The sequence below is a fragment of the Marinilabiliales bacterium genome, from assembly GCA_007695015.1.
GTDB lineage: Bacteria > Bacteroidota > Bacteroidia > Bacteroidales > PUMT01 > PXAP01.
The window spans coordinates 1-17,743 of sequence record REEN01000051.1; the positions used below are offsets into that span (position 1 = coordinate 1).

A 17,743-nucleotide genomic window follows, 5' to 3' on the forward strand; every position below is an offset into this window, starting at 1 on the left:
ATGGTGTGAACCTTAAACTCGTGGAGCACCAGAAACACCGATGCCGCAATACCAACTGCTTTTGTTATCAAAAGCAGCATTGGGGTTCTATCCTGCCATAATGAAAGGCCGGAATCGGAAATAAGAGTGTAAAGCCCCAACAGGATAATGGAAATCACAACAGATGGAAGAAGAGCTGCCTTTAATTAATAGGAGTGATCGTCTGCATATCTTTTTTTCGATCCCATCTCATGGATGAATCTTCGCTGTTCTCGGCAAGTTGATGTTTCAGGAGGTCACCTATTTTGCCGGAATTTCATGTTAATTTATTACACAGTCCTTTTTCAGGGTGAGGTATCGGAAAGGATCATCCTGTATGTATGGTGACAATAACGAAAGAACTTATAAGTTGCATGAACCAATAGATTTATTCTAAGCAAGGGTTAAATTAAGGGCTTAAATCCCCCAAATTATGTTCAATTTCGGAAATAAACGACCTCATGTTTTCATGCATAATCTGTACATCCTCTTTTTCATAAGTAATAAAGGGAGCATAATCCCCTTCAGTACGATTTTTGAATGCATCTCGCAGAATTTGTCCATATTTAATATCAACCAGACCAGGTTTAACAAATGCTTTGTTAAACCACCCGATTAATTGCATGTGCTTTGATGAACTAAATTCATATTTTAGGGCAAGTGCATTTAGACTATAAAACATTCCATAATATATTCGGTTTACTGCAATATTTAGCATATTGGCTTCAATAAGCTTACTAACGTCCTCAATGGCCTCATTTGCCTGGTTAATCCGAAATTGAATTAATGAATTTCTTTCCTGTTCACTTATCATATGTGTATCCCTTCTTTGATCGCTAATCTGAATACCGGATGTTTGCCCCTCAATCCGTATTCAAGTTCATCTTTTGAGATTACCTGATTGTCAAGAAAAATATTGTATTTTAATTCTAAATCATAACAAAGGTCATTGATTTGTTTTCTTACTTTCCTGTCATCTCGAGTATTAATAACTATAACAACATCATAATCAGAGTCGTTTTTGGCTGTACCTCTTGCTCTGGACCCAAATAAGATAACCTCAATCACTATATTATTCAAGTGATGGTTTAGGTGATCTTTAAGCTCCTTTATGATTAAATCGGGTTCCATATCATTACTTTTTACTCAAAAATATCACAATTTCCCAAACTTTTCTCAACGAAATTGTTTTAATTTAATCCTGTGCCCTGCAAACTTGTAATGATATGATAATTTGTACATCCTGGGCTTGCTCGGTAAACCCGATAACGTATAAGGGGAATTAAGCAGCCCGATGGTATACTGAACGGCCATTATCATCCCAAGGGGCATATCACCGATAATAACTGCCCTTGCCTCCTTTTCTGCTCATCCTGCAGCCACCAAGCCAGAACTTTAAAAACTCCTTTTTGGAATACTTAAGCAGTCCACTTACCGGATCGGCAACATAGACACGGTTCTAATCATAGCTGGGATATTACCCGTTATCTCCAGCATTATTTGATTTATCCGATCCAAACACAGCTTTGATAATTTTCGTGGTTTTATAATGGCATAAACAACAACAAAAAGGCGCTGCCTCCAGTGGACGATGCAGGGAAGGGGCACCTCATCGCGAAGCTGCTCCCATGTGAGCCGGTATCCCCTGGTCCTAAAAGCTATGCTCTCGGCAGCATCGCTGATGCCAAGCATCGACACCCCGCTTTTGGTGATATATAACCGGCTCCTTTAAAACTGCAGGCTAAAGCTCTTGCCATAATACCGGGCAATCATCCTCAGGAATGTCGGCCCACAGTCCATCGAATCCAATTGCTTGTATACAGGGAAGCTGGGCATAGGCAAGGTTTGGGATCAATCAGGCATTAATATTGAGTTTAATTATGATAGAAGATAGGGTTTTTGTGTAATACCAAGTCAATTAGTCAAATCAACATTTTAAATATGAAGCTTTCATTTAAGCATCATCAATTCAAAGTTATTCTTTCAGTTTTACCAGCATCAGCACCGGGTTGTCGTTTTCATCAAGGCTGGCTGCCAGTTTTTCCAGTTCCTTTTTCTTTTCAGGGTATTTTGGGGTGGAGTTTTTGAATGCTTCAGAGGCAACATACATCTTTAACTCATATGCTTCAAACCAGCTCACAATGAGCGTGTCATTTACAGCATACCTGGGCATGAAGTTAATTCCGCCATCAATATCATTTTTGATACCGGTGGGTTCAATCTGGTGGTCAACGTTGCTTGGAGCAACAAGAAAGAATTCATCATTAGGTTTATTAAATAAGCCTATAATCATATACTGGTCTAGTCCTGACGGCCTATGATAGTTTTTTCTATAAAAAGCAAAAGGATAATTTCTCCAAAAGTTCATTATTACAAAAATATAATCTCGGGTTTCGAATAGATATTCAATCGTGATTCCATCAGCCAATTTTTCTCTAAATAACTCCCAGGGTAATGCATAATACTCAAATGAAAATCCATATGCCCCGAGATCAAAGAGGTATATAGGGTATAGATGATCATTATTTAATTGATAAATCGTATCATTCAATAATTGCTTAAAATAAATGTTATCATTATGTTTAAAAAAGGTTGCTGGCCTTTGATAGATGCAGTGGTCTCTAACATTAGTATAAAAGGTAGTATTGGCATATTTTTGTAGGATATCTCCGTTATTATCAATAAGAACAACTCTACTCCCCTCATTGCCAGTATGATTTGGAACATGAACTAAAAAAGTTGAATCTGTTACAGGCATCCAGCTATTACTATTAAGAACCCAGAAATCGCCGGGAGATTTCAAAGTATTAATAAACTCGCCATATACATTGAAGATATTCATCACATTTGACAATCCATCCGGCAAAAAAATTTTTTCATTATAAATCTTAACCTGTGTGAAAGCTATATTTTCACCTGGTCCTCTGCCCTGACTGCCAATTTTTGATATGAATTTTCCGCTTCGATCAAAGAGAAGGCATTTATCCCTGTCTGACACAACAATATAGTCGCCTGATATATCAATAAACCGGATATCCATAAGCATTGCGTCAGGGGTGCTTTCCAAAACAATATAATCTAACTTGTAATCAAAATCACCGAGCTTGAAGAGTTTGAAATTATCAATATTCTTCTCAATTTCTATTATTGGTATTGATTCTGTTCTGTTTTCTTTACAAGAAATAATAATTATAATTAATAATTTAAACGATATTCTTAATATCTTATTCATCTTGAATTTTTAAAGATTTGTTCCCGCGAAATAGCGGGAACAAATTGATTAATCATAGCAATTTGTAATCATATTATAATTCATAGTCAAAGCACCGCCACATTCAACGCAATTCATGCCAGCACAAGCACCAGTATAATACCATTCAATCCATTCTACGAGTTCTGGATCAAATTGCTCGCAATGACATACATCTCCACCACCTCCTCCTTGCAGATTAGTCAGGTCTTCATTTTTCATAATCTTCTCGGGTGAGATTTCTAATTTTTTTAACTTTTTCATAATAAAAGGATTTAATAAAGTTAATAATTTTTCTTTCAAACCTGGTCAGGGTTCTTTCATGCGGGTTGGCAGCCCGAAACCTTTTATTATCTTTGCTTTCATGCCTCCTTTCTTTTTTAAGGAAAGGGCCGGGCGGGAAGCTGTCACTTGCAATGCGAACAGGCTTCCTGCCCATTACTTTCCATGGTTAGACATATAATCTCTTCTTGGAAATATTCAATATCATGTACCTTGAATTCTCGTGGGAACCTGTAACCAATTATATAAATCGTTGGTGTTCCCGGTATTTTTAGTTTTTCGAATAGCTCTTTGTTGCTTTTGGTCATTTCTCCGAATTCGGGTAAGCCACCTTTGTTACTTTAGCCTTGTGTACCTTTAAAGCCTTTCGCAGGACAAATATGGTATTATCTTCTGCCATCGACCAGATGTTGTTTACTCATGTGTTATGATGTATTTACAGGCCGGATGAGAGTAACACAAAGTAAATTTAAAAATGATTTTTATAATAACCAACAAGTCAAGTATATGCAAAATCACTTGTTTGGAGTGAAACGGGGTATTTTTGGAGCGAATGAAGCTTTTCAGGAGTAAAAGGTACTTTATTGGGAGTGAATTTTTTTTCAGAGGTTGAAAAACTCAAGGTTTTTTATTGTGAATTATACAGATGCTTATGGCGGTTCCGGGAAAATGCCCCACCTTACAATCCAGCCCGGTATCCTTCCCAGTATCTCCTGAACCTCCTCGCTGTGCACCTCTATATTTGATATCAGGTAATCATTTCTTTTGTTTTTTCAACCGGGATGCCTGTTTCGGTAATTCCCTCTACAATGATGCGGTATACGGATGGCTTGTCTGATGTGAAAAAAGAGACCTTGGCCCTGCCGTCTTCCCCGGGTTTGATTTCAGGCTCCCAGAAAAGGGTGGTACGGTAGTCCGGTTGGTCATGGTGCGGCCCCGGCCTGTCGTACATTGGCGAGTAAAACTCCCTTGCCCGGTAATATCCCTGGAGCTCAAAGCTTAGCAGTCCGGGCGGACTTACCTTGCATGAAAACAGGAAAACCAGTAACAAAAAGGTGGCAGGTATGGTCAGGCCTGATCTGTTATCTCGCAGTTTGCCTGATTTATACGGTAATAACCAGCAGGGGTGAGGTGCCGTCTATCAGTTCTCCCTCTTCTGCGTTTATGCTTTCGACCGTACCGTCGGCAGGGGCAAGGATGCTGTTTTCCATCTTCATTGATTCTACTATGGCCAGAACGTCGCCTTTTCTGAAATTTTCGCCCGCCTGCCTGTTAATGCTGATAATACGGCCGGGCATGGGAGAGTAGACGGCGCCGGTACCGGAGGCAAAGTCATCCTGTCCGGGGGTGATGACATCCTTCTTTTTGAGGAAGTCAAAACGCCTGAAGAAGTACCTGAATCCCCCGTATGTTACCCTGGGCAGCCCCTCATCGTTTTCGGATATAAAAACATTATGGCTCTCATTGTTGGTCGTGATTGTCAGCTTTTTGTTTTCGTACCGGTACCGCCCTTTCATCACGCGCCTGTCTATCGTAAAATCAAAACCGGTATCTGACAGGTGACTGATCATCGTGGTCACAACTTCCCCCTCAAAACAGAACCTCATTGTTTTACCTGCCCTCCAGTAGTCCAGGGAGTCCCACACCAGGTTCCTGCCTGTTTTCCTTTTCAGGCTGGCAAGCAGTGCAGCGGCAGCCGGTATGTGCCAGTCGTTCGCCGATTTGATACTTTTTTCTGCCTCAACTATTGGCGGGGCATTCTTTTCGCACCATGCGGTGGAGAAGCTGCCCCCGGTGAAGTCGTTGTTGTGCATCAGGCTCAGCAGAAAGCTGATGTTGTTCCTCACTCCTTGTATCCCGTAGCCGGCAAGTGCCTGTACCATCCTCTGCCTCGCCTCTTCGCGCGTGTTTCCAAAGGTTGTCAGCTTACTTATCATGGGGTCGTACCTGTCGCTTACCTCACCTTCGGTATCGAAGGCCGAATCAACGCGGATTCCTTCTCCCGCAGGTTCATGGTAACAGCTCATCCTTCCGGGGGAAGGGATAAACCCTGCGGCCGGGTCTTCCGAATATATACGGCACTCGATCGCGTGCCCCACGATCTGCAGATCTTCCTGTTTGAAGCGCAGAGGGTGACCGGCGGCGATATGTATCTGCTCTTCAACTATATCGATGCCTGTAATCATCTCTGTAACGGGATGTTCAACTTGTATCCTGGTATTCATCTCCAGGAAGTAGAAGTTCCCCTGCGGGTCGGCCAGGAACTCGATGGTGCCCGCGTTCCTGTAGCCGATTGACTTTGCCAGCGCCACCGCTGCCTCACCCATCTTCTGCCTCATTGCCGGGGTGACCGAAGGGGAGGGGGCCTCTTCGACAATCTTCTGGTACCGGCGCTGGATAGAGCACTCTCTTTCGAACAGGTGTACCGTATTGCCGTGATGATCGGCCATCACCTGCACTTCAATATGGCGGGGAGATTCGATATACTGCTCAATGTAGACAGCGCCGTCGCCGAAATAGGCCTCTGCCTCCCTTGATGTGGCTGCAACAGCCTCTCCAAGCTCTCCGGGTGTCCTGACAATGCGCATGCCTTTTCCGCCTCCTCCGGCGGCAGCCTTTACAAGGAGAGGATAGGAAAGTTCACTTGCCGCAGGCTCAAACCCGCCGATCGTGCCGGTATATGCTTTGATGACGGGCAGCCCCGCTTCTATGGCAGCCTCCCTGGCCCTTTTCTTGTTGCCCATAAGTGCTATGGCTTCGCTGCCGGGACCTATAAAGGTAATTCCTGCCTTTTCGCAGGCAGCTGCAAACTGCTCATTCTCGCTCATGAATCCGTACCCGGGGTGAATGGCTGTTGCTCCGGTTTTTTTTGCAAGGTCAATGATCTTATTTGCGTTGAGGTAGGTATCTGCCAGTGAGCTGCCTTCAAGCTCATACGCTTCGGAGGCCATCCTGGCATGCAAAGCGTCTCTTTCTCCTGCCGCGTATACGGCAACGGTGGCTATACCCATCTTGTGCGCCGTTCGGATTATCCTGGCAGCTATTTCTCCCCTGTTGGCAATGAGTATCTTGCGAAAAGTGGTGTGGGGGGCTGTATTGTCTTTCATGTCAGGGTTTTGTTTTCACTCCACCGGGGTTTTCTCTTTTCAAGAAAGGCGGCCATTCCTTCACGGCCCTCGTCAGATACCCTGATGGAGGCAATTATTGATGCAGTTTTACCGATAGCCTCCTCGAACGACCAGTTATTGCTTACGTCATATATCAGCTTCCGCGTGATGGCAAGCGCTTCAGGTCCTCCCTCAAGGATCTGCTGTATGATCTTATTAACCCCCTCTTCAAGCTCCTCTGATGCATAGTGCCAGTTTACCAGTCCCCTGTCAGCCGCCTCTATGCCGTGTATCCGCCTGGCTGTAAGCATCAGCTCGCGGGCGGGAAACTCGCCTATGCGTTTGATTATGTAGGGTGATATCACGGCGGGCACAAGTCCGGATCGGACCTCACTGAGGGAGAAAACAGCATCGTCGGTGGTGAGTGCAATGTCGGCAACCGCTACAAATCCGTTGGCGCCGCCTGTCGATGCCCCGTGCACTATCGTTATTACAGGTTTGGGGCATGTATAGATGGTGTGGAAGCATTCTGCCAGTTCCAGCGCTTCCCGGTAGTTCTCCTCTTCGGAATGCGAAACGGCCTCCTTCATCCAGTTCAGGTCGGCTCCCGAGCAGAAGACCTTGCCGTTTCCCCTGATGAGGATGAGACGGACCTGCTTGTCGGCCGAAAGCTCCTTAAATGCGCTTGTTATCTCTTTAACCATAAGTGCATTGAAGGCATTGCGCACCTCCGGCCTGTTGAGCCTGACGGTTGCAACCGGCTTGCCGGCTGTGACCTCTATTGTCTGGTAATTGTTCATATACAGTTGGTTTATCTGGTTAAACAGTTCAGGGCATTACATCCTTATCACCCCGAATCTGCTGTCAGGCCAGGGTTTGTTGAGCGACATTGCTATTCCTGTTGTCAATACAAGCCGGGTGTCGACCGGGTCTATGATACCGTCGTCCCAGAGCCTTGATGTGCTGTAGAGGGCCGATCCCTCCTTTTCGTAGGTTTCCTGTATCGATTTCCTGATGTTCTCCTCTTCTTCCGCCGAAAGGCTGCCGCCGGAAGCCTGCATCTGCTGCTGCCTGACCGACAGGAGCACGCCTGCTGCCTGCTCGCTTCCCATGACCGATATCTTCGCGTTGGGCCACATGAAGAGCAGCCTGGGATCGTAGGCCCTTCCGGCCATGGCATAATTGCCCGCCCCGAAGGAGCCCCCGAAAACGACGGTGAACTTCGGCACATTGCTGTTTGCCACGGCATTCACCAGCTTGGCGCCGTCGCGGGCTATCCCGCCATGTTCGTATTTTTTGCCTACTATGAAACCCGTTATATTCTGCAGGAAGATCATGGGGATCTTTCTCACTGAGCAAAGCTCTATGAAATGGGCCCCCTTAAGGGAGGTTTCAGAAAAGATCACCCCGTTGTTTGCCAGGATCCCCACGGGGAATCCGTTGATATGTGCAAAGCCGGTCACCATCGTGGTGCCGTAGTTCGCCTTGAATTCATGGAAGCGGCTGTCGTCAACTATACGGGCTATGATCTCCCTTGAGTCGACCGGCTTTTTCAGGTCAACCGGCGCCAGTCCCCACAACTCCTCAGGATCGTAGTAGGGATCTGCAGGTGATGCCATGTCGAGCTGCTGTTTTTCGGGCACCCTGAGCGTAAGGAAAATGTCCCGGCAGATCTGTATGGCATGCCTGTCATTCCCGGCAAGGTGATCGGCCACGCCCGATATCCCGGTATGGACTGCCGCGCCTCCAAGCTCTTCGGCCGACACCTCTTCGCCGGTGGCTGCCTTGACCAGCGGGGGGCCGCCAATGAAGATGGTACCCTGGTTTTTCACGATGATCGTTTCGTCGCACATGGCGGGTACATAGGCGCCGCCGGCGGTGCATGATCCCATGACGATGGCTATCTGGGGGATGCCGGCGGCCGACATTCTCGCCTGGTTATAGAAGAAACGGCCGAAATCGTTGCGGTCGGGAAACACATTTGCCTGTTCGGGCAAAAAGACCCCGCCGGAGTCGACCATATAGACACAGGGCAGGTTGTTCTCCATGGCAACCTGCTGTGCCCTCAGGTGCTTTTTTATCGTCTCCTTAACGTAAGTGCCGCCTTTGACGGTGGCGTCGTTGGCTATGATAACCGTCTCCCTGCCGCATACTGAACCGATACCTGTCACAATTCCCGCCGAGGGGAAATCGTCGTTGTACATGCCGTTGGCGGCCAGCGGCGACAACTCAATGAAGGGTGTGTTGGGGTCGAGAAGCAGGTCGATGCGCTCACGGGCAAGGAGCTTGCCTCTCTCCTTGTGCTTTGCTACCGCCTTTGGGGTGCCGCCTTCCTGCACCTTGCGAAGCCGCCCGTTATAGTCCGACAGTATCTGTAAAAAGGATTCCCTGTTTTTTATGAACTCCGGCGAGCCGGTAAGGATGTTTGATTTTATTCTGTACACGGGTTGATTTTTGGTAACATTTAAAATACCAAATTATCGCCAATTTGTTCAAAAAGCAAAAAAATATTAGGAGAGGGGCTGCAGCTGACCTTACACCGCCGGTTTCCCGATAAGCAGCCTGGCCGCCGCCGGGATCAACCGGACTTATACCCCGGTCTCCCGAAAAGCAATTCGATTGCCGCCGCGGGACTGCAGCCAGCATTATACCCCCAGTCTCCCGAAAAGCGACCTGACCGCCTCATCGGGGCTGCCGGCCTCCATAAGCGCTTTGAGATAGGCGGTGCCTATGATTGCTCCCGAGGTATGCTTCCATACGGTTTCGAGGGTGTTCCTGTTGTGAATTCCGAACCCGGTCATTATGGGTTTCCCGAGATCGAGACTGCCAAGCTTTTCGAGGTACAGCTCCTGCTCTCTGCTGAAAGATTCCTGCCTGCCGGTGGTTGATGATGCGCTTACCGCATAGATGAACCCGCTGCCGAGGTTGTCGAGCATCCTTATTCTTTCAACGGTTGTTCCCGGGGTTACCAGGAAGATCATGTGAAGATCGTGTTGGCTGAAAAGCTCCCTGTACTTGTCCCTGTACTCCTCTGGCGGCAGGTCGGGTATTATCACCCCGCTCACACCGGACTCCTCTGCCTTCCGGCAGAAAGTGCCTATGCCCATCTGCAGAACCGGGTTAAGGTATCCCATCAGTATGAGGGGGATGGAGATATCGTGGCGGGCACCGGCAAGCTGGTCGAGAAGCAGCCTCAGGGTCATACCGTTGCGTATCGCGATACTGCTGGTCTCCTGTATAACGGGCCCGTCAGCCAGCGGATCGGAAAAAGGGAATCCCACTTCGAGGAAATCCGCCCCGGCCTCCCCGAGAGAGCGTATAAGCGGCACTGTACTGTCTATACGGGGGAAGCCCGCCGTAAGGTATATTGACAACAACTTCCGGTTTTTCTTTTTGAACAGCTCATCAAGACGGTTCTGCATGATACTCTTTTTTTGGTTGTTTATTGATTCCGGTTTTGCATCGATTCGATATATGTGTCCATATCCTTGTCGCCCCTGCCGCTCAGGTTTACTAAAATAATATCGCTTTCGCGGAATTGCAGTTTATGGAGAGCCGCGATGGCATGCGCCGACTCCAGCGCGGGGATGATACCTTCCAGCCTGGTGAGCAGGTGAGCTGCCTCAACAGCCTCTTTATCGGTTACCGCCAGGTAACGGGCCCTTCCCGTTCTGTGGAGGTAGGAATGGAGGGGGCCTATACCCGGGTAATCGAGTCCCGCCGAAACGGAGTGTGCCTCCAGTATTTGTCCCTCTCCATCCTGCATCATCAGAGTCCTGCAGCCGTGGATGATGCCCGCCGTGCCGGTTGCAATGGTGGCCGCGGTCTTGCCGCTCCCGGCGCCTTCGCCGGCAGCCTCGGCGCCCACCAGCTTAACCTTTTCATCGGCTATGTAATGGTAGAACGTACCTGCGGCATTGCTGCCGCCGCCTACACATGCCACGATGATGTCGGGACCGGGCCTGCCTTCCTTCTCCATGAGCTGGATCTTCATCTCTGCGGAGATAACGGACTGCAGCCTGGCGACCAGGTCGGGGTAGGGATGGGGGCCGATGGTCGAGCCGATCAGGTAATAGACCTCCGGGTGGTTGATCCAGTACCTTATGGCCTCGTTGGTAGCATCTTTCAGGGTGCGGCTGCCCGATGAAACGGGAACAACCTCGGCTCCCAGCATCTTCATGCGCAACACGTTGGGCTGTTGTCTCTGCACATCTTTCTCTCCCATAAAGACACGGCAGGGCAGGTCCAGCAGCGCGCAGACCGTGGCAGTGGCCACGCCGTGCTGTCCGGCGCCGGTCTCTGCTATCACCTCCCTTTTATTCATCTCCATTGCCAGCAATGCCTGCCCGATCACGTTGTTGAGCTTATGGGAGCCCGTATGGCACAGATCCTCCCTCTTGAGGTAGATCTTTGCCCCCAGGACCCCGGAGAGGCTTTCAGCAAGGAAAAGGGGAGTGGGCCGGCCGGCATAATCCCTGAGCAGACTGTCGAACCTGTCTTTGAATGAGGGCGACTCGAGTATGGCATCATACGATGATGCAAGCTGCTCAATATTAGGGTAGAGCATCTCCGGCACCCAGGAGCCCCCGAACTCTCCGTAAAATCCTTTATTATCAATTAACCTGTTCATTATGAATTTAGTTTTGTTCTCAGTCCGGCAATGAATTGCCTGAGCGACTTAACACTTTTATACCCCGGCGATATCTCGAACCTGCTGTTCACATCCACCCCGTACATCCCGCTGATATCGACCGTGCGCAGGTACTCAAGGTCGGTGTCGCCAATGCCCCCGCTCAGGAAGAAGGGAGTTGAGAGGCCGTAGCCTTCCAGTATGGCATGATTGAACTTTATGCTGTTGCCACCGTGGTACTTCCCTCTTGCATCGAACAGGAAATAATTGCAGTTGCCCTCATACAGGCCTATGTCAGACGGCAGGCTGTCAGCTATCCTGAATGCCTTTATAACTTCGCAGTGGTTCATCAGCTCCCGGCAGTAGTCCGGCTCCTCATCGCCGTGAAGCTGCACGGCGTCAAACCCGTGCCTGCGAATAAGGTCGGGGACTTCCTGCAGGGGCCTGTCAACCATAACGGCCGTCTTTTTTATTGCCGGCGGTATAGCGCTCAGCTGCAACTGCCCTATTGTAACGGTAACATCCCTGGGCGACCCGGGATAGAAAACAAAACCCATGTAATCGGGTTGCAGCAGTGCTATCTCACTCAGGTTTCGGTTATTTGCAATTCCGCAGACTTTTATTTTCATTTTTTCGTAATTTTCATTTTTTATCAAGTAATTACCGGTTAACAATACGGAAACCCGGTCTTCCAAATCTGATTTGCCCCGCCATTCTGCATAATTTTCAGGTGTGTAGAAATAAAGAGCATAGCTCGTTATATACAATTTAATGCTTTTCTTTTTCCAGTTCGTTAATAAAACTTTTGCATGCAGCGGCCGGATCGCTCTCCCTCATAAACAGTGTGCCTATCAGAAATCCCCTGTACCCGGCGCTTTTCAGTCCGCTAACGGACCTTGCCGATTCTATCCCGCTCTCCGCTATCATGGTGCACCCTTCAGGCAGTTTCGCCGCCATCTCATACAGCAGCCTGGTGTTCAGGCTGAAGTCGCCCAGGTTCCTGCTGTTGACACCCACCAGGCGCGCCCCTGAAGGCAGCTTCCCTATGCCGCTTTCATCGTGTATCTCGAACAGCACTTCGAGTTTGAGAAGTCCGGCAAGATATGAGAGGTTCTCCATCTCAATGCGGCTGAGGATGTCGGCTATCAGCAGTATGGCATCGGCGCCGATGCTTTTGGATTCAAGCACCTGGTACTCATCTATTATAAACTCCTTCCTGAGCAGTGGTCCCCCACATCGCTCCCTTACCCCGAGCAGGTCGTCGTTGCTGCCTCCAAAGAAGCGGTTGTCGGTGAGCACCGATACGGCCGCGGCACCCGCCCCGAAGTAGTCCGCGCTAACAGCAGCCGGCTGAACGGTATCGTTGATCACCCCCTGTGAAGGCGAGCGCCTCTTGAACTCCGCTATTATCCCGGTGCTCTCTTTATCATTGAGAGCCTCCCTGAGCGACCTGACAGGCCTTTCGAAATGGATGCCCTTTTCGAGGATGGCTGCCGGAACCGACGCCTTTAACGCATCAACCTCTTTTCGCTTAAACTTTACTATCTCTTCGAGTATTGTCATTATCCAGTTTTTTCAGCAGTTTGCTGCAGGCCGGCCGGTGAGAACCGGCACCAGACCGCAGCAGGCACTGTCGCTTTTACCATTTCGATCTTCCTGCGTTATTTCTTTTACTGTCTGTCTCTTCGAGTATTGTCATTATCCAGTTTTTTCAGCAGTTTGCTGCAGGCCGGCCGGTGAGAACCGGCATCAGAATGTGGCGGGTACTGCAACTATTGCATTTCCATCAGTTTTTTAAAACAGCCGTAAGCTTTTCCCGACTCGAGCGATTCCCGTGCAATGCCGACGCACCGTTCCAGCTCTGTACCGGGCCTGCTGCAGGAGATGGCCAGGGCCGAGTTTGCAAGCACGGTGTTTTTCTGTGCATCGGTGCACCTGTTCTCAAGAACGCCAAGAAAAATGGCAGCCGCCTCTTCGAGGGTGTCGCCCCCGTGAAGATCGGCGGGGCTGTTTTGCGGCATACCGAAGTCATCCGCACCGAGAAGCCCTTCGCCGGCAGGGGAGAATACCTTTATGCCGGCGGTGAGCGACACCTCATCGTACCCGTCGAGGCTGTGAAGCACGATATACCTCTTCTGCTCTTTCTGCATCAGGTAGTTGTACAGACGCCCGGCCTCGATGCTGAATACCCCGCTTAGCTGGCACGGTGGGTTGGCCGGGTTCACCAGCGGGCCCATGATGTTGAAGATGGTCTTGATCGCAAGCTGTTTGCGTATTGGTCCCACTGCCTTCAGGGCGGGGTGGAATAGGGGGGCGTGCATGAAGCAGATGTTAGCCTTGCCGATCTCCTTTTTCAGCTTGTCGTTGCTGTTGGAAAACCTGTAACCGAAATGCTCCATCATGTTGGAGGAGCCCGAGAGCGACGATACCCCGTAGTTGCCGTGCTTGGCCACGGGTATGCCGGCGCCTGCCACGACGAACGAGGTAAGGGTCGATATGTTGAAGGTGTTCTTGCCGTCACCTCCCGTGCCGCACACATCGATCATATCCTCTCCGTTCAGGTCGGCCTTTACCGCCAGCTCCAGCAGCGCGTCCCTGAACCCGAGAAGCTCGCCGGGTGTTATGCTTCTCATGATATAGGATGAGAGCACTGCCGCTATCTGCGCCTCGTTCAGCTCCTGCCGGGCAATGCCGTGCATCAGCCTGCCGGCCTCTTCGCGGCCTAGCTGCTGTGATTCCAATAATTTGTTCAGAATATCCTTCATATTGTTCAGTCTTATGAAACCCCGGTCAGCTTTTGACAGCCAAAATAACATGCCTGAAGCATCGGGGTTCATGTTTTTCTATATGGGGTTCATGTTATTCTGTATTTTATGCCGCATTATGATGAATCTTCATATTCGTTTTAAAAAAGTTCAGCTTTCAAAGCCCCTGAGCCAGTTGAAAACTATCTTTTTGCCGTCGGGCGTAAGAATTGATTCGGGGTGGAACTGAACGCCGCAAACATCGAGCTCACGGTGACTCATGGCCATGATATACTGCTCATCGTCAACGGCGTCGATCCGGAGGGTTTGCGGCACCTTATCCCTTCTGACCACCCACGAATGGTACCTTCCGCCCTGGAACCTTCCCGGGAGTCCCCTGAAAAGATAATGAACCGGCTCCAGGAGGGTTATAGTGGTTGCAACACCGTGGTACACCTTATCGGTGTTGAGCAGGCTGCCCCCGAAGACCTCGGCTATGGCCTGCAATCCCAGACAAACCCCGAAGATCCTCTTCTTCTCCTTGTACATGTCGATTATTCTGAGCAGGTCGCCCGACTCCGAAGGGATGCCGGGACCGGGTGAGAGCAGGATACCGTCGTACTGCTCAACCGATGCGAGGTCTATTTTGTCGTTCCTCAGAACCTCGGTGGTGTGGCCCGGGTACTCATTCACGTAATGGACGAGATTGTAGGTGAATGAATCGTAATTGTCTACTATAAGGATTCTTGCCATGGTCTGTTTTATTTGAGTTTTTCTGCCATCTTCAGCGCCTGCTTGAGCGCCGAGAGCTTGCTGTTTACCTCGGCGAGCTCCTTTGCCGGGTCCGATCCTATTACTATCCCTGCACCTGCCTGGTAAACGAGCCTGCCGGCAAAGCTTGCGAATGACCTTATCATTATCGCGTGGTTGAGCGACCCTTCCAGTCCCATAAAGCCTATAGCGCCGCCGTAATATCCGCGGGCGGTGGGCTCAATGCTGCCGATGAGCTGCAGGGCCTTGTGCTTGGGTGCCCCCGAGAGGGTCCCCGCCGGGAAGGTGTCGGCAAACACCCGGTAGGTACCGGACTTGCCGTCGAGCTCGCCGGTAACGGTCGATACAAGGTGAATGACATGCGAGTAGGCATGCACCTCCTTGTAACTGCTAACCCGCACACCGGCTGAGTGCCTGCTGAGATCGTTCCTTGCTAGATCGACAAGCATGGAGTGTTCGGAGTTCTCCTTGGGGTCGGCCAGCAGCGCCTTTGCCAGTCCCTCATCGCTCATCCTGTCGCCCGTCCGGGGTATGGTACCGGCTATGGGGTTTATCGTGGCCGTGCCGTTGCTCACCTGGAGCTGAGCCTCGGGCGAGGAGCCGAAAAGCCTGTAGCCCAGGTAATCGAAATAGAACAGGTAGGGAGAGGGGTTTACAGACCTCAGGGCGCGGTACACCGAGAACTCATCGCCGTGGTATGCCTGCTCATACTTCCGCGAAAGCACTATCTGGAACACGTCGCCCCTGGCACAGTGCTTCCTGCCCTGCTCAACCATTCTCATGTATGTATCGTCGTCGAGGTTGCTTGTCTCATCGCCCATGGTCTCGAACGGAAAGGTCGTGGTGTTGCGGTTGGCCAGCAGCGAAACGATCTTGCCGGTAAGTGCGCCGGAAGACCCGTTTTCCAGCTCGCAGATGGTCATTGTGCTGTTGAAGTGGTTTATTGCGATCACCACCGAATAGAGGTCATACCTGAGCAGGGGGATGGGGTAGCCGGGCCCGGCGGGCCTTATGTCAACATTGTCGAACAGGTTTACCGCCTCCCAGGAGGTAAAGCCGAAGAGTCCCGGAAAGAGCTTGTCGCCGGGAAGTCCTTCGATCCTGACCGACCGTGAAAAGTTATCAACCGCGTCAACCGCATCAGCGCCCTTTTCAAGGGGAGTGACGGGGGACTGTCGCTGCCCGTGGTACTGACTGATGCCTTTGCCGGTTACCTCAATTCCCGCTAACGGGTTGAGGCATATATAGGAAAAGGCATCCTGTCGGGAGCTGTAATCGGTGCATTCGAGCAGCAGGCTCCCGGGGAAAGCGTCGCGAAGCCGCATGTAGATGCCCACCGGCGTCAGGGTGTCGGCAGGGTATTCGCGGATTTCAGCTTTGAGGGTTAATTTTTCCATCTGTTTCTGCTTAAGGGGTTTAAACGAAAAGAGCCCGCTATGTTAAGCGGGCTCCTCGTATATTTTCATATAATCGGCGGTCATTACACACAACGGCGCTTAACATAGCTTTTGATCGTGCCATGCCACCACCAGATGTTGTTTGTATTAATGCCGGTCATAGTTTTTACTTTTTTGACACGGTAAAAGTACAATATTTTTTAAAAAAACGACACGGGTGAAAAAAAAAATCGTCATTGATGGCCGCGTACAAAAAAAAATCACTATTATTGCAGTTGAATAAGACCTGATATATTATGGCACCGGTACATACATATTACGCATGGAGCTTTTTTTTCTTTTATTTTCAGAATAAAAGGGGCCATGCTGTGTAGTGAACCGTTAAAATAACTATAAAAGACAAAAAGGGCCCCTTGAAATTCAAGGGGCTTTTTTTGTACGTGTCCCTGATGGAAAGGGGCGGGGCAGAGGAGAAGCAATTTAAAGTGCCATTGAAAGTCTCTGAAAAGTCAAACAGGTTAACGGTAAAAAGTTAAAGCGCAAGATAAATACAGAAACTTATGGAAGAGAACAATAAAAATAAAAAGCCGGTTGTAGCGGTGCTGGGGACGGGACTGATTGGGTGCTCAATGGCTGACGGACTGAGGGGCTGGGCCGGGGAGATAATCGGCGCGGACAACAATACGGCCCACCTTGATGAGGCGCTCGGCCGCGGATTGATTGATCGCAGCATGGCGGCCGGAGAGGCCGTGAAGGCTGCCGGACTGGTGATCATTGCCATGCCCGTGGATGCAACGGTAAGGGTGCTGCCGGGAGTTCTCGACAATGCCGGCGATGCTGTGGTGATAGATGCCGGATCGGTAAAGGGCGCCGTGTGCCGTTCGGTTGAGAGACATCCTAACAGGGACCGGTTCGTGGCTGCCCACCCGATGGCCGGCCTTGCCGTTTCGGGTCCCGGAGCCTCTGATGCCATGATATTCAGGAACAGGAAAGTGGTAATATGCGAGCGTGAGCGGTCCTCTGAAAAAGCGCTCGAAACCTGCATGGAGGTGTTCGGACGGCTGAAGATGGAGCCGGTGTTCATGGACCCGCTGTTCCATGACCAGTGCGTTGCCCGGGTGTCCCACCTGCCGCAGGTTGTTGCCTACTGCCTGTCGGCTATCACTGCTGAGGACAGTTCATTGCGGGACAGCATGCTCAAAATCGCCTCGTCGGGATTTGAATCGGCAACACGTCTGTCATCCAGTCCCGCCGGCATGTGGCTGCCCATATTCAGGCAAAACGCCGAAAACCTGAACGGTAGCATTGACGAGCTGATCAGGTACCTGTCAACCGTCCAGCAGATGATAGGGGCGGGCGAATGGGATGCACTGGGAGCATTTGTTGAAGAGGCCAATGATGCAAGGAAAAGATATATGTCAGCATACAAAAATCGTTAACATGAAGAATCGACAAGAATTGAGTAAGTGCGCGAATGAGGCAGGCGGCAATGCCGGCCGGCCGGGAAAAGCCGGTGAGCAGACGAAGGAAACCGGCAGCATGGA

16 protein-coding genes and 1 pseudogene are annotated in these 17,743 nt (G+C 49.9%); 1 reads left to right on the top strand and 16 read right to left on the bottom strand.

The window, feature by feature from the left end; translation table 11 throughout:
- Positions 1 to 427 precede the first annotated feature (427 nt).
- From EA408_05725 to EA408_05800, 16 genes and pseudogenes are all read right to left on the bottom strand, one after another.
- On the bottom strand, positions 428 to 832 hold the full coding sequence (locus tag EA408_05725; protein TVR72949.1) for a HEPN domain-containing protein: 405 nt from the start codon (positions 830 to 832) through the stop codon (positions 428 to 430).
- Positions 829 to 1,149, bottom strand: a complete 321-nt coding sequence (locus EA408_05730; protein TVR72950.1) for a nucleotidyltransferase domain-containing protein — start codon at positions 1,147 to 1,149, stop codon at positions 829 to 831. The genes EA408_05725 and EA408_05730 overlap by 4 nt, the downstream gene beginning before the upstream one ends.
- A gap of 300 nt (positions 1,150 to 1,449) precedes the next feature.
- Positions 1,450 to 1,854: pseudogene (locus tag EA408_05735) on the bottom strand (hypothetical protein).
- 139 nt (positions 1,855 to 1,993) lie between these two features.
- Positions 1,994 to 3,250, bottom strand: coding sequence for a 6-bladed beta-propeller (locus EA408_05740; GenBank protein ID TVR72951.1), 1,257 nt, complete (start codon positions 3,248 to 3,250; stop codon positions 1,994 to 1,996).
- A gap of 229 nt (positions 3,251 to 3,479) precedes the next feature.
- On the bottom strand, positions 3,480 to 3,707 hold the full coding sequence (locus tag EA408_05745) for a hypothetical protein (protein TVR72952.1): 228 nt from the start codon (positions 3,705 to 3,707) through the stop codon (positions 3,480 to 3,482).
- A gap of 591 nt (positions 3,708 to 4,298) precedes the next feature.
- The gene (locus EA408_05750) at positions 4,299 to 4,601 is read right to left on the bottom strand and encodes a hypothetical protein (protein ID TVR72953.1); all 303 of its coding nucleotides are present in this window, start codon (positions 4,599 to 4,601) and stop codon (positions 4,299 to 4,301) included.
- A gap of 52 nt (positions 4,602 to 4,653) precedes the next feature.
- Positions 4,654 to 6,657 (bottom strand): ATP-grasp domain-containing protein, encoded by a 2,004-nt coding sequence (locus EA408_05755; GenBank protein ID TVR72954.1) that lies wholly within the window; start codon positions 6,655 to 6,657, stop codon positions 4,654 to 4,656.
- Positions 6,654 to 7,457 (bottom strand): enoyl-CoA hydratase/isomerase family protein, encoded by an 804-nt coding sequence (locus tag EA408_05760; protein TVR72955.1) that lies wholly within the window; start codon positions 7,455 to 7,457, stop codon positions 6,654 to 6,656. The genes EA408_05755 and EA408_05760 overlap by 4 nt, the downstream gene beginning before the upstream one ends.
- Positions 7,458 to 7,493: 36 nt before the next feature.
- Entirely contained in the window at positions 7,494 to 9,101 is a 1,608-nt protein-coding gene (locus EA408_05765; protein ID TVR72956.1) for a methylcrotonoyl-CoA carboxylase, read from the bottom strand.
- A gap of 201 nt (positions 9,102 to 9,302) precedes the next feature.
- A complete protein-coding gene (locus EA408_05770; GenBank protein ID TVR72957.1) occupies positions 9,303 to 10,079 on the bottom strand; it encodes a tryptophan synthase subunit alpha in 777 nt (258 codons plus the stop codon).
- A 20-nt stretch (positions 10,080 to 10,099) separates the two neighbouring features.
- Positions 10,100 to 11,287, bottom strand: coding sequence for a tryptophan synthase subunit beta (gene trpB / locus EA408_05775; GenBank protein TVR72958.1), 1,188 nt, complete (start codon positions 11,285 to 11,287; stop codon positions 10,100 to 10,102).
- Positions 11,287 to 12,054 (bottom strand): phosphoribosylanthranilate isomerase, encoded by a 768-nt coding sequence (locus EA408_05780; GenBank protein ID TVR72959.1) that lies wholly within the window; start codon positions 12,052 to 12,054, stop codon positions 11,287 to 11,289. The genes trpB and EA408_05780 overlap by 1 nt, the downstream gene beginning before the upstream one ends.
- 1 nt (position 12,055) lies before the next feature.
- Entirely contained in the window at positions 12,056 to 12,850 is a 795-nt protein-coding gene (locus EA408_05785) for an indole-3-glycerol-phosphate synthase (protein ID TVR72960.1), read from the bottom strand.
- A 209-nt stretch (positions 12,851 to 13,059) separates the two neighbouring features.
- Positions 13,060 to 14,052, bottom strand: a complete 993-nt coding sequence (trpD, locus tag EA408_05790; protein TVR72964.1) for an anthranilate phosphoribosyltransferase — start codon at positions 14,050 to 14,052, stop codon at positions 13,060 to 13,062.
- A gap of 150 nt (positions 14,053 to 14,202) precedes the next feature.
- A complete protein-coding gene (locus tag EA408_05795) occupies positions 14,203 to 14,784 on the bottom strand; it encodes an aminodeoxychorismate/anthranilate synthase component II (GenBank protein ID TVR72961.1) in 582 nt (193 codons plus the stop codon).
- Positions 14,785 to 14,792: 8 nt separating this feature from the next.
- A complete protein-coding gene (locus EA408_05800; protein ID TVR72962.1) occupies positions 14,793 to 16,199 on the bottom strand; it encodes an anthranilate synthase component I family protein in 1,407 nt (468 codons plus the stop codon).
- Between the two features lie 560 nt (positions 16,200 to 16,759).
- On the opposite strand from EA408_05800, the gene EA408_05805 reads away from it, so the two are divergent.
- Entirely contained in the window at positions 16,760 to 17,638 is an 879-nt protein-coding gene (locus EA408_05805; GenBank protein ID TVR72963.1) for a prephenate dehydrogenase/arogenate dehydrogenase family protein, read from the top strand.
- Positions 17,639 to 17,743: the final 105 nt, after the last annotated feature.